This is a genomic window from Streptomyces sp. NEAU-YJ-81 (genome assembly GCF_017592595.1).
GTDB lineage: Bacteria > Actinomycetota > Actinomycetes > Streptomycetales > Streptomycetaceae > Streptomyces > Streptomyces hygroscopicus_B.
The window spans coordinates 1-24,873 of record NZ_JAGFNO010000051.1 but is presented as its reverse complement, the minus strand read 5'-3'; the positions used below and the strand labels follow the sequence as shown (position 1 = coordinate 24,873).

Annotated in this window: 24 protein-coding genes, 1 pseudogene and 1 riboswitch; of the genes and pseudogenes, 12 read left to right on the top strand and 13 right to left on the bottom strand. The window is 71.7% G+C overall.

What is annotated here, in order from left to right:
• Window positions 1-197 precede the first annotated feature (197 nt).
• Entirely contained in the window at window positions 198-692 is a 495-nt protein-coding gene (locus tag J5X86_RS47055) for a hypothetical protein (protein WP_208522752.1), read from the top strand.
• Here J5X86_RS47055 and J5X86_RS47050 read toward each other — a convergent pair.
• Entirely contained in the window at window positions 668-985 is a 318-nt protein-coding gene (locus tag J5X86_RS47050) for a PRC-barrel domain-containing protein (protein ID WP_014058681.1), read from the bottom strand. The genes J5X86_RS47055 and J5X86_RS47050 overlap by 25 nt on opposite strands.
• Before the next feature lie 124 nt (window positions 986-1,109).
• Window positions 1,110-1,207: riboswitch (glycine riboswitch) on the top strand.
• 191 nt (window positions 1,208-1,398) lie between these two features.
• Here J5X86_RS47050 and gcvP point away from each other — a divergent pair.
• Entirely contained in the window at window positions 1,399-4,314 is a 2,916-nt protein-coding gene (gene gcvP / locus J5X86_RS47045; RefSeq protein ID WP_208522751.1) for an aminomethyl-transferring glycine dehydrogenase, read from the top strand.
• Window positions 4,315-4,430: 116 nt separating this feature from the next.
• Here gcvP and J5X86_RS47040 read toward each other — a convergent pair whose 3' ends face one another.
• Together J5X86_RS47040 and J5X86_RS47035 are read right to left on the bottom strand one after the other, a co-directional pair.
• On the bottom strand, window positions 4,431-4,637 hold the full coding sequence (locus J5X86_RS47040) for a DUF5999 family protein (protein ID WP_043236576.1): 207 nt from the start codon (window positions 4,635-4,637) through the stop codon (window positions 4,431-4,433).
• Between the two features lie 266 nt (window positions 4,638-4,903).
• Complete coding sequence (locus J5X86_RS47035) at window positions 4,904-5,491, bottom strand: hypothetical protein (protein ID WP_014058678.1); 588 nt, start codon at window positions 5,489-5,491, stop codon at window positions 4,904-4,906.
• Window positions 5,492-5,937: 446 nt separating this feature from the next.
• Between J5X86_RS47035 and J5X86_RS47030 the strand changes: the two genes are divergently transcribed.
• Both J5X86_RS47030 and J5X86_RS47025 read left to right on the top strand, forming a co-directional pair.
• Window positions 5,938-7,440 carry a glutamate--cysteine ligase gene (locus J5X86_RS47030; protein ID WP_208522750.1) on the top strand — a complete coding sequence of 501 codons (1,503 nt, stop codon included), beginning with the start codon at window positions 5,938-5,940 and terminating at the stop codon, window positions 7,438-7,440.
• A gap of 145 nt (window positions 7,441-7,585) precedes the next feature.
• Window positions 7,586-8,326, top strand: a complete 741-nt coding sequence (locus J5X86_RS47025; RefSeq protein WP_243983215.1) for a CPBP family intramembrane glutamic endopeptidase — start codon at window positions 7,586-7,588, stop codon at window positions 8,324-8,326.
• Window positions 8,327-8,354: 28 nt separating this feature from the next.
• Here the strand turns inward: J5X86_RS47025 and J5X86_RS47020 are convergent, their stop codons facing one another.
• Window positions 8,355-9,179 carry a PhzF family phenazine biosynthesis protein gene (locus J5X86_RS47020; RefSeq protein ID WP_208522748.1) on the bottom strand — a complete coding sequence of 275 codons (825 nt, stop codon included), beginning with the start codon at window positions 9,177-9,179 and terminating at the stop codon, window positions 8,355-8,357.
• A gap of 241 nt (window positions 9,180-9,420) precedes the next feature.
• Between J5X86_RS47020 and J5X86_RS47015 the strand changes: the two genes are divergently transcribed.
• Window positions 9,421-10,077 (top strand): PadR family transcriptional regulator, encoded by a 657-nt coding sequence (locus tag J5X86_RS47015; RefSeq protein WP_208522747.1) that lies wholly within the window; start codon window positions 9,421-9,423, stop codon window positions 10,075-10,077.
• A 99-nt stretch (window positions 10,078-10,176) separates the two neighbouring features.
• Here the strand turns inward: J5X86_RS47015 and J5X86_RS47010 are convergent, their stop codons facing one another.
• Window positions 10,177-10,605: an SRPBCC family protein gene (locus J5X86_RS47010; protein ID WP_208522746.1), complete on the bottom strand. Its 429-nt coding sequence runs from the start codon at window positions 10,603-10,605 to the stop codon at window positions 10,177-10,179.
• Between the two features lie 225 nt (window positions 10,606-10,830).
• Between J5X86_RS47010 and J5X86_RS47005 the strand changes: the two genes are divergently transcribed.
• Both J5X86_RS47005 and J5X86_RS47000 read left to right on the top strand, forming a co-directional pair.
• On the top strand, window positions 10,831-11,346 hold the full coding sequence (locus J5X86_RS47005) for a Clp protease N-terminal domain-containing protein (protein WP_208522745.1): 516 nt from the start codon (window positions 10,831-10,833) through the stop codon (window positions 11,344-11,346).
• 43 nt (window positions 11,347-11,389) lie between these two features.
• Window positions 11,390-12,379 (top strand): DMT family transporter, encoded by a 990-nt coding sequence (locus J5X86_RS47000; RefSeq protein ID WP_208522744.1) that lies wholly within the window; start codon window positions 11,390-11,392, stop codon window positions 12,377-12,379.
• 53 nt (window positions 12,380-12,432) lie between these two features.
• Here the strand turns inward: J5X86_RS47000 and J5X86_RS46995 are convergent, their stop codons facing one another.
• Complete coding sequence (locus tag J5X86_RS46995; RefSeq protein ID WP_208522743.1) at window positions 12,433-13,134, bottom strand: pyridoxamine 5'-phosphate oxidase family protein; 702 nt, start codon at window positions 13,132-13,134, stop codon at window positions 12,433-12,435.
• Between the two features lie 27 nt (window positions 13,135-13,161).
• On the opposite strand from J5X86_RS46995, the gene J5X86_RS46990 reads away from it, so the two are divergent.
• On the top strand, window positions 13,162-14,499 hold the full coding sequence (locus J5X86_RS46990; protein ID WP_208522742.1) for an aminotransferase class I/II-fold pyridoxal phosphate-dependent enzyme: 1,338 nt from the start codon (window positions 13,162-13,164) through the stop codon (window positions 14,497-14,499).
• A 176-nt stretch (window positions 14,500-14,675) separates the two neighbouring features.
• On the opposite strand, the gene J5X86_RS46985 is transcribed toward J5X86_RS46990, so the two are convergent.
• A complete protein-coding gene (locus J5X86_RS46985; RefSeq protein WP_208522741.1) occupies window positions 14,676-15,629 on the bottom strand; it encodes a DMT family transporter in 954 nt (317 codons plus the stop codon).
• Window positions 15,630-15,702: 73 nt separating this feature from the next.
• Between J5X86_RS46985 and J5X86_RS46980 the strand changes: the two genes are divergently transcribed.
• Window positions 15,703-16,611, top strand: a complete 909-nt coding sequence (locus J5X86_RS46980) for a LysR family transcriptional regulator (RefSeq protein WP_208522740.1) — start codon at window positions 15,703-15,705, stop codon at window positions 16,609-16,611.
• Window positions 16,612-16,662: 51 nt separating this feature from the next.
• On the opposite strand, the gene J5X86_RS46975 is transcribed toward J5X86_RS46980, so the two are convergent.
• Window positions 16,663-17,130 carry a pyridoxamine 5'-phosphate oxidase family protein gene (locus tag J5X86_RS46975; protein ID WP_208522739.1) on the bottom strand — a complete coding sequence of 156 codons (468 nt, stop codon included), beginning with the start codon at window positions 17,128-17,130 and terminating at the stop codon, window positions 16,663-16,665.
• Between the two features lie 57 nt (window positions 17,131-17,187).
• On the opposite strand from J5X86_RS46975, the gene J5X86_RS46970 reads away from it, so the two are divergent.
• Window positions 17,188-17,892: a cysteine hydrolase family protein gene (locus J5X86_RS46970; protein ID WP_208522738.1), complete on the top strand. Its 705-nt coding sequence runs from the start codon at window positions 17,188-17,190 to the stop codon at window positions 17,890-17,892.
• Here the strand turns inward: J5X86_RS46970 and J5X86_RS46965 are convergent.
• Complete coding sequence (locus tag J5X86_RS46965) at window positions 17,858-18,361, bottom strand: Rieske (2Fe-2S) protein (protein ID WP_078645888.1); 504 nt, start codon at window positions 18,359-18,361, stop codon at window positions 17,858-17,860. The genes J5X86_RS46970 and J5X86_RS46965 overlap by 35 nt on opposite strands.
• A 141-nt stretch (window positions 18,362-18,502) precedes the next feature.
• Between J5X86_RS46965 and J5X86_RS46960 the strand changes: the two genes are divergently transcribed.
• Window positions 18,503-20,122: an ATP-binding cassette domain-containing protein gene (locus J5X86_RS46960; RefSeq protein WP_208522737.1), complete on the top strand. Its 1,620-nt coding sequence runs from the start codon at window positions 18,503-18,505 to the stop codon at window positions 20,120-20,122.
• A gap of 198 nt (window positions 20,123-20,320) precedes the next feature.
• On the opposite strand, the pseudogene J5X86_RS53135 reads toward J5X86_RS46960, so the two are convergent.
• The 4 genes and pseudogenes from J5X86_RS53135 to J5X86_RS46940 form a co-directional block, all read right to left on the bottom strand.
• Window positions 20,321-21,497 (bottom strand): annotated as a pseudogene (locus tag J5X86_RS53135) (PP2C family protein-serine/threonine phosphatase).
• 208 nt (window positions 21,498-21,705) lie between these two features.
• Entirely contained in the window at window positions 21,706-22,974 is a 1,269-nt protein-coding gene (locus J5X86_RS46950; RefSeq protein ID WP_208522736.1) for a YbfB/YjiJ family MFS transporter, read from the bottom strand.
• An 88-nt stretch (window positions 22,975-23,062) separates the two neighbouring features.
• Complete coding sequence (locus J5X86_RS46945) at window positions 23,063-23,443, bottom strand: nuclear transport factor 2 family protein (RefSeq protein ID WP_208522735.1); 381 nt, start codon at window positions 23,441-23,443, stop codon at window positions 23,063-23,065.
• 123 nt (window positions 23,444-23,566) lie between these two features.
• Window positions 23,567-24,280 carry an SDR family NAD(P)-dependent oxidoreductase gene (locus J5X86_RS46940; protein WP_208522734.1) on the bottom strand — a complete coding sequence of 238 codons (714 nt, stop codon included), beginning with the start codon at window positions 24,278-24,280 and terminating at the stop codon, window positions 23,567-23,569.
• 292 nt (window positions 24,281-24,572) lie between these two features.
• Here J5X86_RS46940 and J5X86_RS46935 point away from each other — a divergent pair.
• Window positions 24,573-24,873 (top strand): LysR family transcriptional regulator (locus tag J5X86_RS46935; protein ID WP_208522756.1); only part of this gene is annotated, 301 nt, incomplete at its 3' end.

Genomic DNA, 24,873 nt, shown 5'->3' with positions numbered 1-24,873 from the left:
TCGGACCTGGACCCGGTCCCGGACGTGGCCCGGGAAGCGGTCACGGACCCGGACTTGGACGCGGACCCGGCCGCGGAGGAGGTCGCAGGCTCGGTCCAGGAGGAGGTCGCGGGCCCGGGTCCCGATGTGGCCCGGGAGGTGGGTTCGGACCTGGACCCGGTCCCGGACGTGGCCGGGAAGCGGTCACGGACCCGGACTTGGACGCGGACCCGGCCGCGGAGGAGGTCGTAAGCTCGGTCCCGGAGGACGCCGCGAGCCCGGAGCCCGATGTGGCCCGGGAGGCGGTCGCGGACCTGGCCGTAGAGGGGACCACGGGCCGGGAGGGGCCCACGGGCATGACCCCGGGGGAGCCCATAGCCCCGGATCCAGAGCAGATCGAGGGCCCGAATGACCTGGCCGCGAGACCAGGCGGCCTGGCCGCGGGCTCGGATGGGCTGGCCCCAGGACTGGGCGGCGGACCCGAGCGGGGGCAGGCCCCGGGTCACGAGCAGGGCCAGGCCCCAGGCCACATGCAGGGCCACGGCCTGGGCCGCGAGCAGCTCCCGGGCCACATGCAGGGCCACATGCAGCCGCCGGCCCCAAGCCACGAGCAGGGCCACGAGCAGGGCCAGGGCCAGGGCCAGGGCCAGGGCCAGGGCCAGGGCCAGGGCCAGCCCCAGGGTCAAGGTCAGCCGGTGACGTCCAGTCCGTAGTGGTGGTAGAGCTGCAACTCCTGCTCGGGGGAGAGGTGGCGGCCGACTCCGAAGTCCGGGGCGTCCTTGATCAGCGCCCGGTCGTACGGCACCCGCAGGGTGTCGCCGACGACCTCGCTCGGTTCGAGCGGTACGAAGACGTCCCGGCTGAACAGCCCGGTGCGTACCGCCGCCCATTCGGGCTCGCCGGTCGCGTCGTCGAGATAGACCTCGTCCACGGTGCCGATCTTGGAGCCCTCGCGGTCGAATGCCTTGCGGCCGATCAGGGTCCGCGGGTCGATATCGGTCTGCACGCTCTCTCCCACAGGTGGCAAGTGGCCATTGATACCTACAAAAAGCCACATCGCCGCGCTCGGCCACTCGAACGCCGGCGACCGTCCCCCACGGTAGAACCGCTGGTACGCTGACTGTGGCTGTAAACCCCGTGCGGGAGAGTCCTCCGCCGACGCTGTCGGAGGCGCCGAAGGAGCAAACCCTCCCCGGAATCTCTCAGGCACACGTACCGTGCGGGTGAGGTCACTCTGGAAAGCAGGGCGGGCCACGGGCGAGCAGAGCTCCGGAACCCCTCCTCACCGACGGTGAAAACCGGTCAGGCGGTATGTGGGCCGGTGAAGCTCTCAGGTTGAGATGACAGAGGGGGAGGCCGTCCGGGCACCCGCGCCGCGGTGCCCCTCGCCGGTCGTTACAGACCAGGAGGCCCCCGTAGATGACCGCCAATCGCATCGCACTCTCCGACTTGGAACGCGGTACTCCGTTCGAGCAGCGCCATATCGGCCCCGACGGTGAGGCGCAGGCCAAGATGCTCGCCCAGGTCGGCTTCGGCTCGCTGGACGAGCTCACCGAGGCCGCCGTACCGGAGGTCATAAAGAGCACCGAGGCGCTGCATGCCCTGCCCCCGGCCCGCAGTGAGCCGGAGGTCATCGCCGAGCTGCGCGGACTCGCCGACCGCAACCAGGTGCTGCCGTCGATGATCGGTCTCGGCTACTACGGCACCCACACCCCGCCGGTGATCCTGCGCAATGTGCTGGAGAACCCCGCCTGGTACACCGCGTACACGCCCTACCAGCCGGAGATCTCCCAGGGCCGGCTCGAGGCCCTGCTCAACTTCCAGACGGTCGTCGCCGATCTGACCGGGCTGCCCACGGCCGGCTCCTCGCTGCTGGACGAGGCCACCGCGGCCGCCGAGGCGATGGCGCTGTCGCGGCGTGTCGGCAAGGTCAAGGAGGGCGTCTTCCTGGTCGACGCCGACTGCCTGCCGCAGACCGTCGCGGTCCTGCGGACCCGCGCCGAGCCGACCGGTGTCGAGGTCGTCGTCGCCGATCTGGCCGAGGGCATACCGGACGAGATCGCCGAGCGCGGGGTCTTCGGTGTGCTGCTGCAGTACCCGGGCGCCTCCGGCGTGGTGCGCGATCCGCGCCCGGTCATCGAGCGCGCTCATGAGCTGGGTGCCGTCGTCACTGTCGCCGCCGATCTGCTCGCGCTCACCCTGCTCACCTCGCCCGGTGAGCTGGGCGCGGACATCGCGGTGGGTAACAGCCAGCGGTTCGGCGTCCCGATGGGCTTCGGCGGACCGCACGCCGGCTTCATGGCGGTGCGCGACGCCTACGCCCGCAACCTTCCCGGCCGGCTGGTCGGGGTCTCCGTGGACGCCGATGGCGACAAGGCGTACCGGCTGGCGCTGCAGACCCGTGAGCAGCACATCCGCCGGGAGAAGGCCACCAGCAACATCTGCACCGCCCAGGTGCTGCTGGCCGTGATGGCCGGGATGTACGCCGTCTACCACGGCCCGGACGGGCTCGCGGCAATCGCCCGCCGCACCCATCGCTACGCCTCCGTGCTCGCCGAGGGGCTGCGGGCCGGCGGTGTCGAGGTGGTGCACGGCGCGTTCTTCGACACCCTCACCGCACGGGTGCCGGGCCGGGCCGCCGAGGTCGTCGCCGCGGGCCGGGAGGCCGGGGTCAACCTTCGGCTGACCGACGCCGACCACGTCGGCATCGCCTGCGACGAGACCACCGCCCGTACGCAGCTTGCCGCCGTGTGGTCCGCGTTCGGGGTGGACGGCGGAAACGGCGACGCCGCCGGGATCCCCGGTGTCGACGAGCTGGACGCCGCGGCGCCGGACGCGCTGCCCGCGGCCCTGCTGCGCCACGACGGCTATCTGGCCCACCCGGTCTTCCACCAGCACCGCTCCGAGACGGCGATGCTGCGCTATCTGCGGCGGCTGGCCGACCGGGACTATGCCCTGGACCGGGGCATGATCCCGCTCGGCTCCTGCACCATGAAGCTCAACGCGACCACCGAGATGGAGCCGGTCACCTGGCCCGAGTTCGGCGCGCTGCACCCCTTCGCACCGGCCGAGCAGGCCCAGGGCTATCTGACCCTGATCCGTGAGCTGGAGGAGCGGCTGGCCGAGGTCACCGGCTATGACAAGGTCTCCCTGCAGCCGAACGCCGGATCCCAGGGCGAGCTCGCCGGGCTGCTCGCGGTGCGCGCCTATCACCGGGCCAACGGGGACACCCAGCGCACCGTCTGCCTGATCCCGTCCTCGGCGCACGGCACCAACGCCGCCAGCGCCGTGATGGCCGGCATGAAGGTCGTCGTGGTCAAGACCGGTGAGGACGGCGAGATCGACACCGGCGACCTGCGCGCCAAGATCGAGAAACACGGTGCCGAACTGGCCGTGCTGATGGTCACCTACCCCTCCACCCACGGTGTGTTCGAGGGGCACATCACCGAGATCTGTGCGGCCGTGCACGACGCGGGCGGCCAGGTCTACGTGGACGGCGCCAACCTCAACGCGCTGGTCGGGCTCGCCGAGCCGGGCCGGTTCGGCGGCGATGTCTCGCATCTGAACCTGCACAAGACCTTCTGCATCCCGCACGGCGGTGGTGGCCCCGGCGTCGGCCCGGTCGCGGTGCGCGAGCACCTGGCGCCCTACCTCCCCAACCATCCGCTGCAGCCCGCCGCAGGCCCGGCCACCGGCGTCGGCCCGGTCTCGGCCGCGCCGTGGGGCTCCGCGGGGATCCTGCCGATCTCCTGGGCGTACATCCGGCTGATGGGCGCCGAGGGGCTGCGCCGCGCGACCCAGGTCGCGGTGCTCGGTGCCAACTATGTCGCCAAGCGTCTGGAGCCGCACTACCCGGTGCTCTACACCGGCCCCGGCGGCCTGGTGGCCCATGAGTGCATCGTGGATCTGCGACCGCTGACGAAGGCCACCGGCGTGACGGTCGACGATGTGGCCAAGCGCCTGATCGACTACGGCTTCCACGCGCCGACGATGTCGTTCCCCGTCGCGGGGACGCTGATGATCGAGCCGACCGAGAGCGAGGATCTGGCGGAGCTGGACCGGTTCTGCCAGGCGATGATCGCCATCCGGGCCGAGATCGAGAAGGTCGGCTCCGGCGAGTGGGCCAAGGAGGACAACCCGCTGCGGAACGCCCCGCATACGGCGGCGTCGCTGACCGGGGAGTGGGACCGCCCGTACTCCCGGGAGGAAGCGGTCTTCCCGGCCGGGGTCTCGGCGGCCGACAAGTACTGGCCGCCGGTGCGGCGGATCGACGGGGCCTACGGGGACCGTAACCTCGTCTGCTCCTGCCCGCCGCTGGAGTCCTACGAGGGCTGAGGGCTTCCCCTCGGCAAACGCGTCAATGGGGCCGGTGCGGCGGATGCGCCGGGCCGGCCCCTGCGGGTACGTGCCGTCGACGGTGGGTCAGACCGTGATGACGGCGTGGGCGGCCGTCAGGCCGCGGTGACGATGTGCTCGGAACCCCGCGGCCGGCACGGTGCGATGACGCGCCCGTCCGGCAGCAGCTCACCGGTGTCCTCGAAGAGCAGGACGCCGTTGCACAGCAGGCTCCATCCCTGCTCCGGGTGGTGCGCCACCAGATGGGCGGCCTCCCGGTCGGCGGAGTCGGCTGACGGGCAGGGTGGTTGATGCTGGCACATGACAGGGTTCTTTCGCTGCGGAGTGGTGAATGTCCTGCGGCTCGCTGCGGCGTTCATGGCCGCCCCCCCCGTGGTTTGAGTCGGTCGATTGCTCCAGTGTTGCCCTGCGGCCTGGAATCCGCAGGGATTTCGCGGTACCGGTCTCGCTAGATAATGACGCATCACCCGTCCGGACGGTTCATCGGCGCCGGACTGTTACGAGGATGCTGCCAAGCGCCCCGTGACCCGGCGGTCACGGGGCGCTCCCAACCTGATGGAGGCCCAGGTCAGGCGGGTGAGCCAAGCAAGGGAGCCCGGGTGAGCCGGTGGGTGAGAACCGGCAGCAGATCGGTTGCGCGATGCGCCCGGTGGGGCGCGATACCCGGCGGGGCCGGGGCGAGCGGCACCAACAGGTCCCCCGCGCCGAGGCCGCCTTCGGCGCCGTCCGCCGTCAGGTCGCCGTGCAGCCAGAGCGTGACCATGTAGAGCTCGGGGATGGACAGCAGCCGCGGTTGGTACGCCGAGGGCAGCGACTCGGCCTGGCTCAGGGCGAGTTCGGCCGAGCTGACATAGGGACCCTCGGAGAAGTGTGAGAAGGCCCAGCCGTCGGCGGTGAGCATCGCCTCGGCGGCGGCCACCGTGCGGTCGCCGTCGCGGATCAGGAAGCGCCAGCCGGTGAGCCGGGTGCTTGGCGGGCCGTCGGCGGTGGTGATGTCGTCCAGGACATGGACGGGGAGCGGGAGTTCGGGTTCGAAGGGGCCGGTGAGCGTGGAGAGTACCGGGGTGCGGGCCTCGCGGACGGCGGTGGGGGAGTCAAGGGCCGTGAGGACGCTGCGCAGGGCGGGCGCGGGGGCCTGGGGCACATGCAGCGGCATGGTGGGTCGCCTCTCGCTTGGAGACACGGTGAAGCGATAGCGGGCCGAGTTTGGGCGGCGCTGTCGGTGGAACACGGGTCAGAGGGGAACCGGAACAGACCGTTCGGGCCTTATCTCTCTGCCTCGTTAGCCGAGTTTATACGACAAGTGTTCCCGTTGTGTTTCAACTAGCCGCAGCCCGCATTGCCGACAAGAGGTTATCCAGACCGTGAGAAGGCGGGGATTTTCCCCGATTCTGTGCTAGATGAACGGATATGACCTGGCATTTTGGGGCCGGCGCGGTAGGCTGGAACTCGCCGGTCCAATTTTCCGGCGCAATGAACAGTTCCAGAGAGCCTACTGGCTGGGTGGGGATCGCGGGGCGTTATCGATCACATTGGTGGGCATCATCGAGCGTGGTGTGCAGACGGCTGGCACCGATGATCCACTCGAGGAGGGACGCTTCGATGGGGGACAAGCTCATAGCCGGTGAGTTCGACCCGTCCGGCCGGCGACGGCAGCGCGTCCGGTTGCGGCAGTGCCTCGACGGGCTGGGCCGGCTTCTGGCCGACAAGCGATTCGACCGCCCGAAGAATCTGATGGGGCTGGAGATCGAGCTGAATCTCGCCGGGGCCGACGGACTGCCGAGGATGATGAACGCCGAGGTTCTGGAGCGCATCGGGAGTCATGATTTCCAGACCGAACTCGGGCAGTGCAACCTTGAAGTAAACATCGTGCCCCACCGTTTGCGCGGACGCGTTCTCGATCAGCTCTCGGAAGAGCTCCGAACCGGTTTGTCATATGCCGATCGCAAGGCGCGGGAAGTGTCCTCCGAGATCGTGATGATCGGAATTCTGCCGACCCTCGCCGCGGACGATCTGGGATCCACGAGCCTCTCCTATGACGACCGTTACAAACTCCTCAACGAGCAGATGCTGGCCGCCCGCGGCGAGGATTTCCTCATCGACATCGAGGGCCGTGAGCGGTTCACCTACGCCAGTGCCTCCATCGCCCCCGAGGCGGCCTGTACCTCCGTCCAGCTCCATCTTCAGGTCACCCCGGGGCGCTTCGCGGACGCGTGGAACGCGGCGCAGGCGGTGGCCGCCGTGCAGATCGCCGTGGGGGCCAACTCCCCCTTCGTCTTCGGCCATGAGGCATGGCGCGAATCCCGGCCGCCGCTGTTCCTGCAGGCCACCGATGTGCGTCCGCCGGAGATCGCCGCCCAGGGGGCGCGCCCGCGCACCTGGTTCGGCGAGCGCTGGATCGATTCCGCCTACGAGCTGTTCGAGGAGAACCTGCGCTATTTTCCGCCTCTGCTCTCCACCGGCGAGGACGAGGACCCGCTGCGGGTGCTGGACGAGGGCGGGGTGCCCGAGCTCCAGGAACTGGCGCTGCACAACGGCACGATCTACCGCTGGAACCGGCCCGTCTACGACGTCGTGGACGGTGTGCCGCATCTGCGCGTGGAGAACCGCGTGCTCCCGGCGGGGCCCACCGTCACCGATGTCATCGCCAACGCCGCCTTCTACTACGGACTGGTCAGGGCGCTCGCCGAGGAGTCCCGCCCGGTGTGGACCCGGCTGCCGTTCGCGGCCGCCGCCGCCAACTTCGACGCGGCCTGCCGACACGGCATCGACGCGGTCCTGCAGTGGCCCAAATCCGGCCGGTCGGCCTCCCTGGCCCGCACCTCCGCCGTACGGCTGGTCCGCGAGGAGCTGCTGCCGCTCGCCGCGTCCGGCCTCGACTCCTGGGGCGTGGAGCCCGCCGACCGCGACCGCTATCTCGGCGTGATCGAGGAGCGCTGCAAGCTGCGGGTCAACGGCGCGTCCTGGCAGACGGCCACCTACCACCGTGCGCTGGCCGGCGGGCTGGACCGGGACGCCGCGCTCGCGGCCGTGACCCGCCGCTACTGCGCCCTGATGCGGACCGACGCGCCGGTGCACACCTGGCCCACCGATCTCTCCGGGTGACGCCCACACCGTCGACCATGACACCGTATTGTCCGGTGAGCGGGGCGGGTGCACCCGTTGAGGCGGACAAGCGGAAGTGGGGACAGGAGTGCGGTCACAGGCGCGGGGCGCGGATGCCCCGGTCGAGGACGGGCTCTCGCGGCGGATGCTGCGCAGTGAGACGCTGCTCGTGCTGGCGCTGTCCCTCGGCGCGAGCGGGCTGTCCGCACTGATCAGCTTTATCGGCTCGGTGACCAAGCCGGGCGGGCTCAAGGACCAGGCGGCCAATCTCAACTCCTCCGCCGCGCCGGGGCGGCCCTGGCTGGATCTCGCCTGGCAGCTGTTCGGCATCTCGACCGCGCTGGTGCCGGTCGTGCTCGTGGCCCATCTGCTGCTGCGCGAGGGCGCCGGGCTGCGGGCGATCGGCTTCGACCGCGACCGGCCGCGGTTCGACCTGGCGTGGGGCGCCGCAGTCGCGGCCGCGATCGGCGGCACCGGGCTGCTGCTGTATCTGGCGGCGCGGGCGGCCGGGGGCAATTTGACGGTGGTGCCCGAGTCGCTGCCCGATGTGTGGTGGAAGATCCCCGTACTGATCGCCTCCGCCGTGCAGAACGCGGTGCTGGAGGAGGTGATCGTGGTCGGCTATCTGCTGCGCAGGCTCGGGCAGTTGGGCTGGACCCCGATGGCCGCCCTGCTGGCCAGCTCGGTGCTGCGCGGTTCGTACCACCTCTACCAGGGGATCGGCGGCTTCTTCGGCAACCTGGCGATGGGCGTGATCTTCGTGCTGCTCTACCGCCGCTGGGGGCGGGTCGGGCCGCTGGTCGCCGCACATGCGTTGATCGACATCGTGGCCTTCGTCGGATATGCCCTGCTGGCGGGCCGGGTGGACTGGCTGCCCACGGCCTGACCCACCCGGCCGCCGTGACCGATGGGTCTCAGGCCAGCAACTCGCCGTCGATGACGGTGACGGCGCCGCCCGTCAGCAGCGTACGGTCGCCGCGCAGCGCGGTGCGGACCAGGCCGGTGCGCGCGGACACCTGCAGCCCGGTCAGCTCGTCGCGGCCGAACCGGGCCGACCAGTAGGGCGCGAGCGCGGTGTGGGCGCTGCCGGTGACCGGGTCCTCGTCGATGCCGACGGCCGGGGCGAACATCCGCGAGACGAAGTCGTAGCCGCGCGTGGGGTCCTCGGCGGCCGCGGTCGCGATGACACCCCGGTGGCTGATCCGCTTGAGCGCGGCGAGGTCGGGGGCCAGGGCGCGCACGGTCTTCTCGTCGGCCAGCTCGATCAGCAGATCGTCGATATGCGGGCCCGCGTGATGGGCGGACACGATCTCGGCGCCGAGGGCTCCGGCGACCTCGGCCGTCTGCTGGGAGACCGCCAGCGGGGTCAGTGAGGCCGTGGGGAAGTCCAGCGTGATCGAGCCGCCGTCGTCGGCCGTCGCCGACAGGACTCCGCTGAGGGTGGCGAAGCGGACCGTGCCGGTCGCGGCCCCTGTGGTCTTCAGGACATGGGTGGTGGCGAGCGTGGCATGGCCGCACATGGGCGCCTCGGTGACCGGGGTGAACCAGCGCAGCGCCCAGTCCGCCTCCGCGGCCTCGGGGAGTGGGTGGGCGAAGGCGGTCTCGGCGAGATTGACCTCGGAGGCGACCCGCTGCAGCCAGCCGTCGTCCGGGAAGGCGTCGGTGTCGAGGAGGAGAACCCCGGCCGGGTTGCCGGCGAAGGGGCGCTCGGTGAAGGCGTCGACGATACGTATCCGCATAGCGCCGACCGTAGGCGGCGGGCGGCGGGGCAGCCATGGCCAATCCCCGAGGCGTGGCACCTCCCGGGGAGCGGGGCGGGACCGGTGGTGCGGGCCGGGACCGGTGGTGCGGGGAGCGGCGGTCGGGGTCGGGGGGTGAGGGTGCGGGGCGGCGTCGGCGAGCCAAAGGGGTTGGCATCCGATCGGTTCCGATATATCGTTGAAGTGTCGTGATGGATCGACGATAGAAAGGAGCGTCACGATGCGTTCCCAAGGACATGGACGTGAACACTGCGGACCCGGCCACCGCGGCCGGGGCGAAGGCGAGGGGCGGCGCGCGGCATTCGGCCCGTTCGGTCCCGGTTTCGATGGCCCGCCCTTCGGTGGGCCCCCGTTCGGCGGCCGTGGCCGCGGCGGACCCGGCGGCCGGGGGCCGCGTGGGCGGGCGCGGCGCGGCGATGTGCGCGCCTCGATCCTGGCCCTGCTGAAGGACCGCTCGATGCACGGCTACGAGATGATCCAGGAGATCGCCGAGCGCAGTGGGGGAGCCTGGCGGCCCAGCCCCGGCTCGGTGTACCCCACGCTTCAGCTGCTCGAGGACGAGGGGCTGATCGGCAGCGAGAGCGAGGGCGGCAAGAAGCTGTTCGCGCTTACCGCCACCGGCCGCACCGAGGCCGAGGCGGGGCCCGCGGCCCCGTGGGAGGAGGCCGGTCGCGGTATCGACTGGGAGGCCATGCACGAGGTCCGCCAGGCGGGCTTCGGGCTGATGGAGGCGTTCTCCCAGGTCTGGCGTACCGGCAGCGCGGAGCAGCGGCAGAAGGCCGTCTCCGTCATCAATGAGTCGCGCAAGCGGCTGTATCTCATCCTCGCCGAGCAGGACGAGGAGAAGGGCGGCACCGAGCGGGGCGGCGAGAGCTGAGCCCGATCGGACGGGGGAACGGCCGCACGGGGCGGCGGAGCGGGATGCAGCCGCACGGGGGCGGCGGAGCGGGATGCGGGACCAGGTGCCTGTCCGGCGCTAGACGACCAGCGCGCTCAGCTTGCGCAGCGACTCATTGAGCGCGCTGGTCGCCGAGTCCTTCAGCTTCCCGGCCATCAAAGAGACCGCCGCCCCCGTGAACTCCCCGTCCACGCGCACCGTCGTGGCATCGCCGTCCGGTGTGAGCGAATAGCGCATGGCGAGGTTCACGCCCATCGGGCCCTTGCCCCGGGTGGCCAGCAGCCGGGCGGGTTCGCACTCCTCGACGGTCCAGGTCACCTCGGCCGGAAAGCCCATCAGTTTCATGTTCTCCTCATAGGTCGCCGCCACTTCCAACGTGGCCGGGCCGCCCCGCGGAAAGCTGGTGTGGGTGGCGTTCCAGTCGCCGTACGTGGAGAAGTCCGTCAGCCGGGCCCAGACCTTCTCGGCCGGTGCCTCGATGCGTGTCTGCGCGCTGACCTCGGCCATGGGGGAGTCCCTTCGGCGGGTTCCTGCGGTGTGTGGTGCGACGGTGCCGGGCAACGTAGCCCCGGGGTCCGGAACATTCAATACTGACGAGTCGTCAGTTCTCGTGTCTCCCCTTCCCCTCCTCCCCGAGGATGAGAACCGGTCATCCACGCACAACCATGGTGGGATGCGCACATGCTTCCCGGCGAGGATGCTCCGGCCTCAAGGGACTGATGGGGTGAGAGCGTGCGAAGTCGTACCCTTTCCGCCGGCCCGGACGACGCCGGATGCGAGGACCGGGTCAGCCAAGAGGTGGCCGCCGTGATCGCGGGGGCTCGCCGGCGCGCCGTACGCGATGGTGACGCGCAGATCGACACCGCCCATCTGCTGCACGGCCTCCTGGAGTCCGACCCGGAGGTACAGGAGGTGTTTCCCGGCGGCTCGCCCCAGGTGATACGGCTGCTGGGGTATCTGGTGCAGCGCGTTATCGGCTATGGGCTCCGGTGGAGCGGCACCGTCGAGGTCTCGGGGGCGGCGCCGTCGGTGGGGAGCGGGATGGCCGGATGGTCGCCCGCCGCGGCGGCCGCCCTCGATGCGGCGGTCCGCCGCGCCGCCTCCCGTGGCGGGGCCCGCGCCGGTGGCCTCGATCTCCTCGCCGCGTTCGTCCGTGACCGGGAGTGTCGTGCCATGGAGGTGCTGCGGCGCGCGGGCGTCTCCGTCGAACCGCTGGTCACCGTCCTGGCCGTGGAGACCTGCCAGTAGTCAACGGGGTGACGGTACTGACGTGAGCTGACATGATGGCCCGGTGCAGGTATCCGGAGGCCACTCACAGCAAAGGAAAGTCGGCCTGGGGCTCGCCCTGGTGTCGGCGCTCACGTTCGGCGGATCGGGCGTCGCCGCCAAACCGCTGATCGAGGCGGGGCTCGCGCCGCTCGAGGTCACCTGGTTGCGGGTGACCGGCGCGGCCCTGATCCTGCTGCCCCTGGCCTGGCGCCATCGCCGGCTGCTGACCCGCCGCCCCGCCCTGCTGGTGGGGTTCGGTCTGCTGGCCGTCGCGGGGGTGCAGGCGTGCTACTTCGCGGCGCTCTCCCGGATCCCCGTGGGTGTCGCGCTGCTCGTCGAATACCTGGCGCCCGCGCTGGTGCTGGGGTGGGTGCGGTTCGTCCAGCGCCGGCCGGTGAGCCGGGCCGCGGCGATCGGCGTCGTCCTGGCCGTCGGCGGGCTCGCGTGTGTGGTGGAGGTCTGGTCCGGGCTGAGCTTCAACCCCCTCGGACTGCTGCTCGCCTTCGGCGCGGCCTTCTGCCAGGTGGGCTACTTCGTCCTCTCCGACCACGGCAGCGACGGCCAGGACCCGGCGGATCCGCTCGGCGTCATCGCCTACGGACTGCTGATCGGAGCCGTGGCGCTGACCGTGGTCGGCCGCCCCTGGGGAATGGACTGGACGGTCCTCACCGGCGGCGCCGACCTGGCGGGCGCCCGTGTTCCCGCCCTGGTGCTGCTCGCCTGGATCGTGCTGGTGGCGACGGTGATCGCGTATCTCACCGGGGTGCTGTCGGTGCGTCGGCTCTCACCGCAGGTGGCCGGGGTGCTCGCCTGTCTGGAGGCGGTCATCGCGACCGTTCTGGCGTGGGTGCTGCTGGATGAGCACCTGGGTGTGGCGCAGGTCGTCGGCGGTGTGGTGGTGCTGACCGGCGCCCTGATCGCCCAGACCTCCACCCCGAAGGCCGCCGCGGCCGAGCCGGTGGCGGCCTCGGCACCGGTGGAGGGGGAGCGGGAGTACGCGGCGGGAGGGTGACCGCCCCCCGTCCCCGGCGTGCGACGACCCGGAGGGCGTCGGGGTGCCCCCGATCAGAGCCGGGTGAGGTAGCCGGGCACCGGCGTGTCGGGCGCGAGGTCGTCGGCGGGGTCCGGCGCGCCGTACGCGCGGGCGACGGGCACCACGCCGCTCCAGTGGGGGAGCCCCAGATCCTCGGCGTCGTCGTTGGGCCCGCCGGTGCGGATCTTCGCGGAGACCTCTTCGAGGTCGAGGCTGAGCACGGCGGTGGCGGCCAGCTCCTTGCCGTTTGCGGGCCGGGAGTCGGCGGCACGGCCCGGCACCACGTGGTCCACCAGGGCGTCCAGGGCCGCGGTGCGCTCGGCCGGGTCGGTCACCGGGCGGGCGATGCCGTGCACCACCACCGAGCGGTAGTTGATGGAGTGGTGGAACGCCGCACGGGCCAGGACCAGCCCGTCGACATGGGTGACGGTGAGACACACCAGCAGCCCCGGCTCCTCGCCGCCCGGCGCGCCCGCCATGCGCAGGGGGCGCGCCCCCGTCGAGCCGTGAAGGTACAGCCGCTCCCCGACCCGGCCGTAGAGGGTCGGCAGGACGACGGGGGCGCCATCGCGTATGAAGCCCAGATGGCAGACGTAGCCCTCGTCGAGGATCGCGTGCACCACCTCCCGGTCGTACGACGCGCGCTCGCGGGAGCGGGTGGGCATGGTGCGGTCGGTCGGTGCGTAGGCGTTGTCGGGCGCGTTGGTCGCGGCGGTGGCGTCCGGGGCGGGCATTTGCGTCCTCCATTGCATTAGTGCAAAATGGCGTTTGTGCTAGGAGAATATCCGATCGTCGGCCGACGCGCAGCCGAGATCGCGGCCAGTGTGGAGCGCGCGGTCGGCGCCGGTGAGCTGCCGCCGGGCCAACTGCTGCCTCCCCTGCGGGAGTTGGCGCAGCGGCTGGGCGTGAATCCCAATACAGTCGCGGCCGCCTATCGCGTGCTGCGCGAACGAGGCGTGATCGAGACGGCGGGGCGCCGGGGGAGCCGGGTGCGCTCCCGCCCCTCCAGCACGCCCCGCGAGTGGATCGGGGTCGACGCCACCGGCGCGCGCGACCTGTCGAGCGGCAACCCCGACCCCGCGCTGCTGCCCCCGCTCGGCGCGCCGCTCGCGGCGGCCGCGGCCCGAGCGGCGGAACGCCCCACGCTGTACGGCGCGCCGGACGTCGTCCCCGAGGTCGCCGCGCTCGCGCGGGCCGCCCTCGACGCGGACGGGGTGCCGGCCGGGCCGGTCGCCGTCACCTCGGGCGCGCTCGACGCGATCGAGCGAGTACTGGCCGCGCATCTGCGTCCCGGTGACGCGGTCGCGGTCGAGGACCCCGGCTGGGGCAGTCTGCTCGACCTGATCCCGGCGCTCGGACTGCGCGCCGTCCCGGTCGGGGTCGACGACGACGGACCGCTGCCCGAGCGGGTGGAGCAGGCGCTGGCCCAGGGGGCGCGGGCGCTGGTGGTGACCGACCGGGCGCAGAACCCGACGGGCGCGGTGGTGAGCGCGACACGCGCCCGCGAGTTGCGAACCGTGCTCGCCGCCCACCCTTCCGTGCTGCTGATCGAGGACGACCACGGACACGGCATCGTGGACCTCCCGCTGCGTCCCCTGGCCGGGGGCACGGACCACTGGGCGCTGGTCCGCTCCACCGCCAAGGCGTACGGCCCCGATCTGCGGCTCGCCGTGCTCACCGGAGACCCCGTCACCCTGGACCGGGTGCGCGGCCGCCAGCGGCTGGGGCCGGGCTGGGTCAGCCATCTGCTGCAGGAGGCGGTCGGTGGGCTGTGGCGGGCGGGCGCGGTCGACGCGGCGGCGGTGGCCGCGTCGTACGACACGCGGCGCGCCGCGCTGGTGCGGGCGCTGCGGGAGCGGGGGATCGCCGCGCACGGGCGGAGCGGGATGAATGTGTGGGTGCCGGTCCCGGACGAGACCGGCGCGGTCGCCCGGCTGCTGGCGTCGGGCTGGGCCGTCGCCCCGGGGGCGCGCTTCCGCGTGGCCTCGCCACCGGGGGTCCGGCTGACGGTTTCGCCGCTGGCCGCCGACGAGATCGAGACGGTGGCCGCCGCGGTGGCCGCGGCGGCGGGGGCGACGGTCTCGGGGCGGCTGGACTAGTGTCGGTGATTCCGTACGCCGACCACGGGGGCACGGGCTCAACGCCAACCGGCAGGCGCGTCCGCGACCTGCCGGTTGGTGCTCGACACTCTGATCTGACGGCCGGTGCGCTCGATCGGCCAACGGGCGGCCGATCGGCCAACGGGCGGCGGGGCGGCTATCGGGCGGTCGATGGGCTATCGGGCGGTGGAGCGCCGCTGGGTCAGGGCCGCGCCGATGAGGACGACGGCCGCGCCCACCGGTGTGTTCCAGGTGAGGTGTTCCCCGAGGATCGCCACGCCCGCGGTGGTGGCGATCACCGGGACGAAGTAGGTGACCATCATCGCCGTCGTCGGGCCGACCTCGTCGACGAGCCCGTACTGGACCAGGAACGCCACCCCGGTGCCCAGCGCGCCCAGGGCGAGCACGGAGAGCAGGGGCAGGACCGGGAAGGAAGTGGGCGTCGTCGCGAACACCGGTGCGACGAGGGCGAGTTGCACGGTGCCAAGCAGCAGCTGACCGCCGGACATCGACAGATGGGAGTGGCCCGTGTCGCTCAGCGTGCGCCGGACGTACTGCCAGCCGACCGCGTAGCTGGCCGAGGCGATCAGCGCCAGCACCGTGCCCAGCGGGTCCTGGCCGGAGAAGCCCTGCCAGGCGCCCAGCACGATCAACACGCCGATGAAGCCGAGCCCGAGACCCGCGACACGCTGACGGCTCGGCCGGTCGTCGGAGACCACGACCACCGCGAGCAGCATCCCCCACAGCGGCGAGGCGGCGTTGCAGATACCGGCCAGGGTCGAGGGGATCGTCAGCTCGGCGTAGGCGAACAGCGAGAACGGCAGCGCGTTGAGGAAGAACGCGGCCACCGCCAGATGGCCCCAGACCCGCGCCCCGCGCGGCAGCCGCTCCCGCTTCACCACCAGCGTCACGAGCAGTACGGCGGTGCCGAACAGCATCCGCCCGAGCGTGACGTACAGGGGGGCGAACGCCTCATTGCCCACCTTGATGAAGAGAAAGCTGAAACCCCAGATCAGGGACAGCACGCCGAAGCGGATCCGCCAGTCGAGGAGCGGTCGGCGGGCGGGGGAGGAGGAGGTCTCCGCCGTGGCGGCGGCGGCAGGGGGCGCCGAGGCGGTCGCTGAGGTCATGCCTTTACGATGTGGGCTACAACCTCTTAGGACAAGCGAGATTTTGTTCGCGGTATCGCGTAGGATTCCTTATATGTTGAACCTGGATCGCCTACGGACCTTGCACGCCGTGGCCCGCCACGGCTCCGTGAGCGGCGCCGCCGAGGGGCTGCATGTCACCACCTCCGCCGTCTCCCAGCAACTCGCCAAGCTGGAGCGGGAGACCGGTCAGCAGCTGCTCGCCAAGAACGGGCGGGGGATCCGCCTCACCGACGCCGGACGGCTGCTCTCCGATCACGCGGCGCGCATCCTCTCCCAGGTGGAGCTGGCCCAGGCGGATCTGGAGGCGCAGCGTGGCCATGCCGTCGGCGAGCTGCTGCTGGGCGCGTTCCCGACCGCCGTCCGCGGTCTCTTCCCGGACGCGCTGGGCCGGCTGCGCACCGAGCATCCGCAGCTGAACGTGCGGTTGCAGGAGATGGAGCCCGATGAGTCGGTGCCCTCGGTGGTGCGCGGCGACATCGATCTGGCCGTGGTCCTCGACTGGTACAACAAACCCCTGCCGATGCCCGGCGGGCTGGTGAAGGCCGCCCTGCTGGACGACCCGGTGGATGTGGCGATGCCCGCCGACCACCCCCTCGCCGACCGTCGCGCGGTCGAGCCGGAGGACTTCGTGGACGACGAGTGGGTCTCCTGGCCCAAGGGCGGGTTCTGCTACGACTGGCTGATGGTGACCCTGCGCGGCAAGGGCATCGAGCCGAGGATCCGGCACACCGCGCATGAGCACCACACCCAGCTCTCGCTGATCGCCGCCGGGCTGGGCATCGCCGTGGTGCCCCGGCTGGGCCGCGGCCCGGTGCCCGAGGGGGTGCGGATGGTGCCCGTCAGCCAGCCCACGATGCGGCGGCACATCTACGCGATCTGGCGCGCGGACGCCGATCGCCGGCCCTCGATCCGCGCGGCGGTCGAGGTGCTGCGGTCCGTGGGCGAGAAGATCATCGACTGACCGGGAGCGGGGCCCGGAGCCCGGTCCGGGCCCCGCTCCCCGGGCTCCGGGTCAGCCCCGCGGCATCTTGCGGAAGTCCCAGGAGCGGATCGCCTCGGGGTCCAGGCGCAGCCATGCGTGGCGCCCGTCGTGCGGCATGGCGTCCAGGCCGAAGTACTTCGCCGCGAACATCCGCTCCGGCGTGTCGAGTTCCGGGCACGACACGCCGGTGCGCGGCGCCTCGCCGACCAGGACCGCCTCGCCGGAGAGCTCCACCCCGCACAGTTCGCCGTAGTCGTGCCCGTCGTCGACCACCACCGCGATCCGTGGATCGCGGCGCACCTCGGCCCAGCGGCGGCTGCGGGTCAGGGAGTACAGCCACAGCGCGGCGCCGTCCCAGCAGAACCACAGCGGGCTGACATGCGGCCGCCCATCCGCGGCCACGGTCGCCACCCGGCAGGTGCGCTGTTCGGCGAGGAAGGCGTCCAGCTCGTCCTGGGCCATCATGATGCGGCGTCCCCGCCGCTGGGTGACGGTCATCCGACCCTGTACCTCCCGGTAACTGGATGTGCGGCACAGGATGATGGCTCTTCCTTGATGACGCAAGGGGCGCTACTCTTCCGCGCCGTGACCCCGAGCCCCCGCGAAGACCTGGTGGAACTGCTCCGGCCGGAAGGCTGTGCCCTGCTCACCGTCGAATGTCAGCGCGGTGTGGTGGGCCCGGACAGCGCGCTGCCCGAACTGGCCGCCGTGGCCCAGGAGTCCGGTGCGCTCGGGCGTGTCGCCCAGCTGGTGGCCGCCGCCCACGACATGGGCGTCCAGGTGCTGCACGCGGTGGCCGAGCGGCGCGCCGACGGACGCGGCGCGAACCGCAACGCACCCCTGTTCCGGGCCGTCGAGCGGCTGCCGGTCCGGCAGCTCACCGGAAGCGCGGCGGTGGAGATCGCCGAACCGGTTCCGGTGGCCGCCGAGGACCTGGTCGTACGGCGGCTGCACGGCCTCTCGCCGATCGCCGGGACCGAGGTGGACGCGCTGCTGCGCAATCTGGGCTGCCGCACGCTGGTCATCACCGGCGTGTCGGCCAATGTGGCGATCCCGGGCGCCGTCTTCGACGCCGTCAACCTCGGCTATACGGCCGTGGTGCCCGAGGACGCGATCGCCGGGGTGCCCGCCTCGTACACCCCGGCGATGGTCCGCCACACCCTTGCCCTCGTGGCCGCCGTCACCACGGCCGACGAGGTGGTCGCCTGCTGGCGGAGGACGGCCGTCACGCCATCCAGATCGAGCTTCCCTGCACCTTGATCTGCGCGCCCGGCAGCGGCTTCTGCGCCGGTCCGCCCTTCACGCTGCCGTCGGTGATGTCGAACTTGCTCTGGTGGCACGGGCAGTTGATGGTGCCGCCGGTCACATCGCCGACCGAGCAGCCCTGGTGCGTACAGATCGACGAGAACGCCTTGAACTCACCTGCCTTGGGCTGGGTCACCACGACCTTGTGGTCCTTGAAGACCATGCCGCCGCCCTCGGGGATCTGGGAGGTCTTGGCCAGTTCCATACCGTCCCCGCCGGCCGACTGGCCGCCCTCCGCGCTCTGCGACGGCTGCGACGGCTGCGACCCCCCGGCGTCCTGGGCGCTGCCCGCGCTGCCGCTGTCCGAATCGCCGCTGTCGTCCTTGCCGCATGCGGCAAGCGTGGCGGCCAGCCCGGCCACTCCCGCCGCGGTGACGACGGCGCGGCGGGTGGTGCCCTGCCCGTTGATTGCCGACTGCGTCATGGTGGTGCCTCCTGATCAGGGGACGTTTCTCTGCCATACGGATGGCGGGGCCCCCGCGTTCAGCCACCTGCGGGCATCCTCGGGCCCGGTTCGGGAAATCGCTTTGCCGACAGGGCGGCCGGGCCGTGAGAATGCCGGACCATGGGACATCTGGAGGCCGCGCACCTCGCCTATTTCCTGCCCGACGGACGGCTGCTGCTCGGCGATGTGTCGTTCCGCGTCGCGGAGGGCACGGTGGCCGCCCTGGTCGGGCCCAACGGGGCGGGCAAGACCACGCTGCTCCGGCTGGTCTCCGGCGAGGTGGAGCCGCACGGCGGTACGGTCACGGTCAGCGGCTCGCTCGGGGTGATGCCGCAGTTCATCGGCTCCGTACGCGATGAGCGGACGGTGCGCGACCTGCTGGTGTCGGTGGCCCAGCCCCGGATCCGCGAGGCCGCTCGCGCGGTCGACGAGGCCGAGCTGGCGATCATGGAGCGGGACGACGAGGCCGCCCAGATGGCCTACGCCCAGAGCCTGAGCGACTGGGCCGAGGCGCGTGGCTACGAGGCCGAGACCGTATGGGACATGTGCACCACGGCGGCGCTCGGAGTGCCGTACGAACGGGCGCAGTGGCGCCAGGTGCGCACGCTCAGCGGGGGCGAGCAGAAGCGGCTGGTGCTGGAGGCGCTGCTGCGCGGGCCCGACGATGTGCTGCTGCTGGACGAGCCGGACAACTACCTGGACGTACCGGGCAAGCAGTGGCTGGAGGAGCGGCTGCGCGAGACCCGTAAGACCGTGCTGTTCATCAGCCACGACCGGGAACTGCTGGCCCGCGCGGCCGACCGGATCGTCAGCGTCGAGCCGAGCCCGGCGGGCAGCGATGTGTGGGTGCACGGGGCCGGTTTCGCCACCTACCACGACGCCCGCGAGGAGCGGTTCGAGCGCTTCGAGGAGCTCCGGCGGCGCTGGGACGAGAAGCATGCCCAGCTCAAACGGCTGGTGCTGGACATGCAGCGGTACGCCGCCCGCAGCGACGAGATGGCCTCCCGCTATCAGGCCGCCAAGACCCGGCTGCGGAAGTTCGAGGAGGCCGGGCCGCCACCGGAGCCCCCGCGCAAACAGGACATCACCATGCGGCTCGCGGGCGGACGCACCGGGTTGCGGGCGCTGACCTGCCGGGCGCTGGAGCTGGAGGGGCTGATGCGCCCCTTCGACCTGGAGGTCTTCTACGGTGAGCGGGTGGCCGTCCTGGGGTCCAACGGCTCGGGCAAGTCCCACTTCCTGCGGCTCCTGGCGGGCCAGAGCGTCGACCACCGGGGGGAGTGGAAGCTGGGCGCCCGGGTCGTGCCCGGTCACTTCGCCCAGACCCACGCCCATCCGGAGCTCTTCGGGCGCACGCTGGTCGACATCCTGTGGACCGAGCACGCCCGGGACCGGGGCCGCGCGATGAGCGCGCTACGGCGCTATGAGCTCGACCGGCAGGGCGACCAGACCTTCGACCGGCTCTCGGGCGGCCAGCAGGCCCGGTTCCAGATCCTGCTGCTCGAACTCGCCGGGACGACCGCGCTGCTGCTGGACGAGCCCACGGACAACCTGGACCTGGAGTCGGCCGAAGCGCTGCAGGACGGGCTCGGCGCCTATGACGGGACGGTGCTCGCGGTCACCCATGACCGCTGGTTCGCGCGGTCCTTCGACCGCTTCCTGGTCTTCGGTTCGGACGGTGTCGTCCGCGAGACGGCGGAGCCGGTCTGGGACGAGCGCCGCGTCGACCGGGTCCGCTGAGCGCTCCGCTGGATGTGCCGCGCCGTGCCGTCGGTCGTCTGTGGCGCCATCGTGATTGATCGCCCACGCGGCGGAGCCGCACATCGACACAGCCCCGCGCCCCTTCAGGGCACCTGCCGAACCGCAGTGGACTTCGTCCGACCTGCTTAGCCGGGCGGCGTTCCGCCGGGTCTGCCGGATCTGCTGGAACGCCGCGGATCAACGGTGGGCGCCGTTGACCGGCACCATCCTCTTGAGCTGCTGGACCGGGTGGAGGGCCGGCGAGCGCTGGATGACCACCATGGCGGCGTCGTCGCCCAGCCGCCCGCCGACATGGTCCAGCAGATCGCGGTTGCAGCAGCCCTTCGGGACCGGAGCACCTCCACTGCCCGACCCGTTGGGCCAGCGGATAGAAGGACCCGTCGGGGGCGCGGGCCTCGATCACCCCGTCCGTGTAGAGCAGCAGCGTGTCGCCGTCCTCGAAGGCGAAGGTGTCGGGCGTGCCGGAGGGACTCGAGCCGTTCGGGAGTCCGCACATGCCCAGCGGCGGGGCGGGCTGGGCCGCGGAAAGGGTGGTCACCTCGCCCCGCTCGGGCAGCAGCAGGGGCGGCGGATGCCCGCAGTTGGTCATGTGCGCCACGGTGTCCTCGTCCGGGATGTCGACCAGCAGGGCGGTGATGAAGTGCTCACTGAGCTCCGCCTCCGCAGCGGGCCGCTCGGCGGCACCGCCGCGCTCGCCGTACGCGATGGTGGTGTGCTCGGCCAGATGCCGGCAGACGCTGCGCTCCAGGACATCGGCGAGCTCCAGCAGGCCGGGGCTGAAGTGGGCGGCCTCCCGGAAGGCGCCCATCAGCACCGACGCGTCGCTGATGGAGGTCAGCCCCTTGCCCCGGACATCCCCGATGATCAACCGGGTGGAGTCCTTGACCCGGGTCGCCGCGTACAGATCCCCGCCGATCTGCGTCTCGTCCTCGGCCGCCATGTACAGCGAGGCGACCCGCAGCGGGCCCAGCCGATGCGGCAGCGGCCGCAGGACGACCCGCTGCGTGGCCTCGGACACCGACCGCACCCGGGCCAGCTCACGGTGGCGCCGCCGCTGCTCCTGGGCGTAGGCCACGATGAGCAGCGAGATCACCGCGACGGCCGTGATCTGCACCTGGTGGTTGACGGTGAAGCCACCGCGCAGCGCCGCGATGACCACCTGGGCGGCCACCGCCAGCGCGCCGATCAGCGCGGTGCCCCGGGGACCGGCGAACGACGGGGTGAGGGCCGGGGCGACCACCAGCAGGGGGCCCAGGTGGACCTGGGTCGGGGTCAGCAGGTCCACACAGGTGATCAGCAGAATCAGCCCGACGGGGATCGCCACCAAGGCGTGTCCCGGTTGCCATGACCTCATCAGATCCGTCGGCCGCCGACGAAACCCCATGTCTTCCACTGTGCACCCGCCGATCCCTCCTCCGAGGGATGGCCGTCAGGTCGTGATCTTCAGGTGCATCGCCTGCGGCTCGCCTGTCGCGGCCGGAAGATCGCACCACTCGGGAGAGGTGAGGGCGCGCCGGTGGTGCCGGTGCGTGACGCCCACGACGGCGGGTTTTCCATGGAGGTCAGTCCGCCTGGGCCCGTGCGGTATCGATGGCCGTGGGCTGCCCGCCCGGTGCGGGTTCCGAGCGCGCGACCGGGTGGCCGGGCGTGGGCATGTGGTGGGGGAAACCGATCCGGAGCAGGGCTGCCGCGACGGCGGACGCCAGGACGACGACGGCCGCGAGGATCAGGGCCTGGTGGTACCCGTGGTGCAGCAGAGGCGTGGCGACCAGCGGGCCGAGGATCTGGCCCACCGAGTATCCGGCCGTCAGCAGGGCGACCGCGCGGGGGAAGCGCAGGTGTGCGCCGGTCGCGAGCGCGAGCGTGCTGACGCCGATGAACGTGGCGCCGAAGAGCACCGCGGAGATCAGCGCGGCGGCGACGCCACCGATCAGCGCGGGCAGGGCGATGCCGACGGCCTGGACGGCCAGGGCGGCCAGCAGGAGGCCCGGACGGGACCAGCGCCGGCCCAGCCCCGCCCACAGCGCGGAGGACGGGATGGCCGCCAGGCCGACCAGCACCCAGGCACCACTGCCGATCCAGCCGGGAGAACTCTGCTCGATCGCGGCCACCAGGAAGGTGCCCGCGATGATGTAGCCGATGCCCTCCAGCGTGTAGGACGCGAGGAGCGCGGTGAACCACCGATGGGTGCGCGGGCCGGTCGCCCGCCGCTCCCCTCCGGGCGTGGCGGACGCCGACGGGGGCGCGGGTTCCGGCCGCAGGAACCATGCGGGAAGGGCGAACAGTGCGGTCAGCCCGGCGGAGGCCCACCACGCGGCCTGCCAGTCCGCGATGGTGCGCAGGACGAGGACGAGCAGCCCGGACAGGGCGATACCGGCCCCGACTCCGCCGAAGGCCCACCCGGGCAAATGGGCCGGGTGGTCGCGCAGATGGCTGAGCAGGGAGCTGGCGGCGATGACGAAGATCAGCGCACTGGCCACGCCCGCACACAGCCGGAGCAGCAGCCATACACCGGGGGAGTGGGTCACTGGCATCGCGGCCAGGGACACCGTCAGCACCACCAGGCAACTCCGCAGCACGGCCGGGGAGCGCACCAGCCGAGGCAGGAAGGTGCCGGCGAGCGCGCCGATCAGATAGCCGACGTAGTTGGCGGTGGCGAGATTCGCCCCCGTCGCGGCGGACAGCCCGACCTGAGCGTGCATCAGGGGAAGAATCGGGGTGTAGACGAAACGGCCCACACCCATGCCCGCCCCCAGCGCGGCGGCGGCCTGAAGGACATGGGACCAGGGTGAGTGACGTGCGCTTCGGGAGTCGGTGACGTGCTGCTGCATGACCTCAGACTGTGCCCGCCACCAGGGAGAACGCCAGGATCGGCTTCCTCCCTGCTGGTAGGCCCAGCCTCTTACGGGCACCGCCGCCTCAGTGATCAGCGGCGATTCGGGAGACATGGTACTGACGGATCCGCCAGCTGCCGCCCTCGCGCTGAAGGACCAACGACAGATGCACCGGGGCCTCCCAGCCCGTCGGATCCCGGAAGGTGACGTCCGCGAAGCCACCGGCCACGTGTTCGCCGATCCGGTAGCCGTGGACGTTCCCCAGATGGGCCCTGCGGTACTCCGGAACGGCCGCGTAGTAGCCGCGCACCGCGTCCCGGCCGGAGATTGTTTCGGGCCCGAATCCCTGGAAGAGCGCATCGGGCGTGAACAGATCGGCCATCGCGTCCGTCTGGTGGCCGTCGAAAGCGGCCTGCCAGCGGCTCAGCACCTCGTGCAGGGGGTCGTTCAGTAGGTCAGTACTCATGGTGTCAGCTCCAACAGGGGGTGAGGCGTCGCGCGCCTGCCTGAGAGCCGACGCCTGAGGGTCACGGATTGAGAAGGGTGTGCCCGGGCGGCGGGTGCGGCGCCCGGGCGGTGTGTGCGGGGGTCAGTGGCCGGCGCTCTGGCCACCGTCGACGTGGAGGATCTCGCCGGTGACGAAGGGGGCGTTCTCCAGGTACGTGACGGCGTCGACGATGTCGCTGATCTCTCCCATCCGGCCGACCGGGTGGAGGGCGGCGAGGGTGTCGTGGTACTCCGCCGGGTGCATCGGTGTCTTGATGATGCCGAGTGACACGGCGTTGCTGCGCACCCCGCGGGTCGCGTATTCGATGGCCAGGGCCTTGGTCGCCGACTGGAGTCCGCCCTTGGTCAGGGAGGCCAGTACGGAGGCGACCGCGGAGTTGGCGTGGTCGACCAGGCTGGTGGTGATCTGGACGACGTGCCCGCCGCCCTGACGGAGCATCTGCTCGACCGCGAGCTGGGTGATGCGGAAGAAACCGCTCAGGTTGACGCCGGTGACCGTGTCGTAGTCCTGCTGCGTGTACTCGGTGAACGGCTTGGCGACGAAGATTCCGGCGTTGTTGACCAGCGTGTCGATGCGGCCGAAGCGCTCTATCGCGGCGCCGGCCACCCGCTCGGCGGTGGCGGGGTCGGCGATGTCGCCCTGGACGGTGAGGACCTGCGGGTCCGGTGAGGGAGCGATCCCGCGCGAGGTCGCGACGACGGCGTAGCCGAGCTTCCGGTAGGCCTCGACCAGGCCCGCGCCGATGCCCTGGGACGCGCCGGTGATGATGGCGACCTTCTGGTCAGGAGTGCTCATGGTGACTTTCTCCAGTGGGGGTTGTCCGGACCGGTGTTCGTGACCGGCTGCCCATGAAGGTAGACGACCGGTCGACAAAATGCCAAGGAAGGTGAGGGCCTCCCGTCCGCCCCGGCACCGCTGTGACCTGCGGTGGGAGGTAGCGCCTATCAGATGGGAGGAAGCCGGTCACACGGACGCCCCCGATACGAGACCGCCCCGCCCGCGCGTCGGGGCCACTGAGCGGGCGTGGACGCATGGGGGGGCGAGGCCGCCGAGGGCGGGACCGGCCGGGTCCCCGGCCGCAGGTAGCATTGCGGGCGTGGAGCTGCGCCAGTTGCGGTATTTCGTCGCGGTAGCCGAGGAGCTGAACTTCGGCCGGGCCGCGGAGCGGCTCCTGATCGCCGGCCCTTCCCTGTCCCAGCAGATCAAGTCGCTGGAACGGGATCTCGGCGTCCGGCTCTTCGACCGCGACCGCCGTTCGGTGGCCCTCACTCCGGCCGGAGCGGCCCTGCTCCCGCACACCCGGGCCCTGCTCGAGCGTGCCGACGATCTGCGTAACCGCGCCGCCAGGATCGCGGGCTCGGAACCGGTCCGGCTCGGCTACGTCAACT

Bases quoted from the DNA above. Each gene is read 5' to 3' on its own strand.
- gcvP (WP_208522751.1), top strand. From the start codon at position 1,399: ATGACCGCCAATCGCATCGCACTCTCCGACTTGGAACGCGGTACTCCG.
- J5X86_RS47040 (WP_043236576.1), bottom strand. From the start codon at position 4,637: ATGTGCCAGCATCAACCACCCTGCCCGTCAGCCGACTCCGCCGACCGG.
- J5X86_RS47035 (WP_014058678.1), bottom strand. From the start codon at position 5,491: ATGCCGCTGCATGTGCCCCAGGCCCCCGCGCCCGCCCTGCGCAGCGTC.
- J5X86_RS47030 (WP_208522750.1), top strand. From the start codon at position 5,938: ATGGGGGACAAGCTCATAGCCGGTGAGTTCGACCCGTCCGGCCGGCGA.
- J5X86_RS47025 (WP_243983215.1), top strand. From the start codon at position 7,586: ATGCTGCGCAGTGAGACGCTGCTCGTGCTGGCGCTGTCCCTCGGCGCG.
- J5X86_RS47020 (WP_208522748.1), bottom strand. From the start codon at position 9,179: ATGCGGATACGTATCGTCGACGCCTTCACCGAGCGCCCCTTCGCCGGC.
- J5X86_RS47015 (WP_208522747.1), top strand. From the start codon at position 9,421: ATGCGTTCCCAAGGACATGGACGTGAACACTGCGGACCCGGCCACCGC.
- J5X86_RS47010 (WP_208522746.1), bottom strand. From the start codon at position 10,605: ATGGCCGAGGTCAGCGCGCAGACACGCATCGAGGCACCGGCCGAGAAG.
- J5X86_RS46995 (WP_208522743.1), bottom strand. From the start codon at position 13,134: ATGCCCGCCCCGGACGCCACCGCCGCGACCAACGCGCCCGACAACGCC.
- J5X86_RS46990 (WP_208522742.1), top strand. From the start codon at position 13,162: ATGGCGTTTGTGCTAGGAGAATATCCGATCGTCGGCCGACGCGCAGCC.
- J5X86_RS46985 (WP_208522741.1), bottom strand. From the start codon at position 15,629: ATGACCTCAGCGACCGCCTCGGCGCCCCCTGCCGCCGCCGCCACGGCG.
- J5X86_RS46980 (WP_208522740.1), top strand. From the start codon at position 15,703: ATGTTGAACCTGGATCGCCTACGGACCTTGCACGCCGTGGCCCGCCAC.
- J5X86_RS46975 (WP_208522739.1), bottom strand. From the start codon at position 17,130: ATGACCGTCACCCAGCGGCGGGGACGCCGCATCATGATGGCCCAGGAC.
- J5X86_RS46970 (WP_208522738.1), top strand. From the start codon at position 17,188: ATGACGCAAGGGGCGCTACTCTTCCGCGCCGTGACCCCGAGCCCCCGC.
- J5X86_RS46965 (WP_078645888.1), bottom strand. From the start codon at position 18,361: ATGACGCAGTCGGCAATCAACGGGCAGGGCACCACCCGCCGCGCCGTC.
- J5X86_RS46960 (WP_208522737.1), top strand. From the start codon at position 18,503: ATGGGACATCTGGAGGCCGCGCACCTCGCCTATTTCCTGCCCGACGGA.
- J5X86_RS46950 (WP_208522736.1), bottom strand. From the start codon at position 22,974: ATGCAGCAGCACGTCACCGACTCCCGAAGCGCACGTCACTCACCCTGG.
- J5X86_RS46945 (WP_208522735.1), bottom strand. From the start codon at position 23,443: ATGAGTACTGACCTACTGAACGACCCCCTGCACGAGGTGCTGAGCCGC.
- J5X86_RS46940 (WP_208522734.1), bottom strand. From the start codon at position 24,280: ATGAGCACTCCTGACCAGAAGGTCGCCATCATCACCGGCGCGTCCCAG.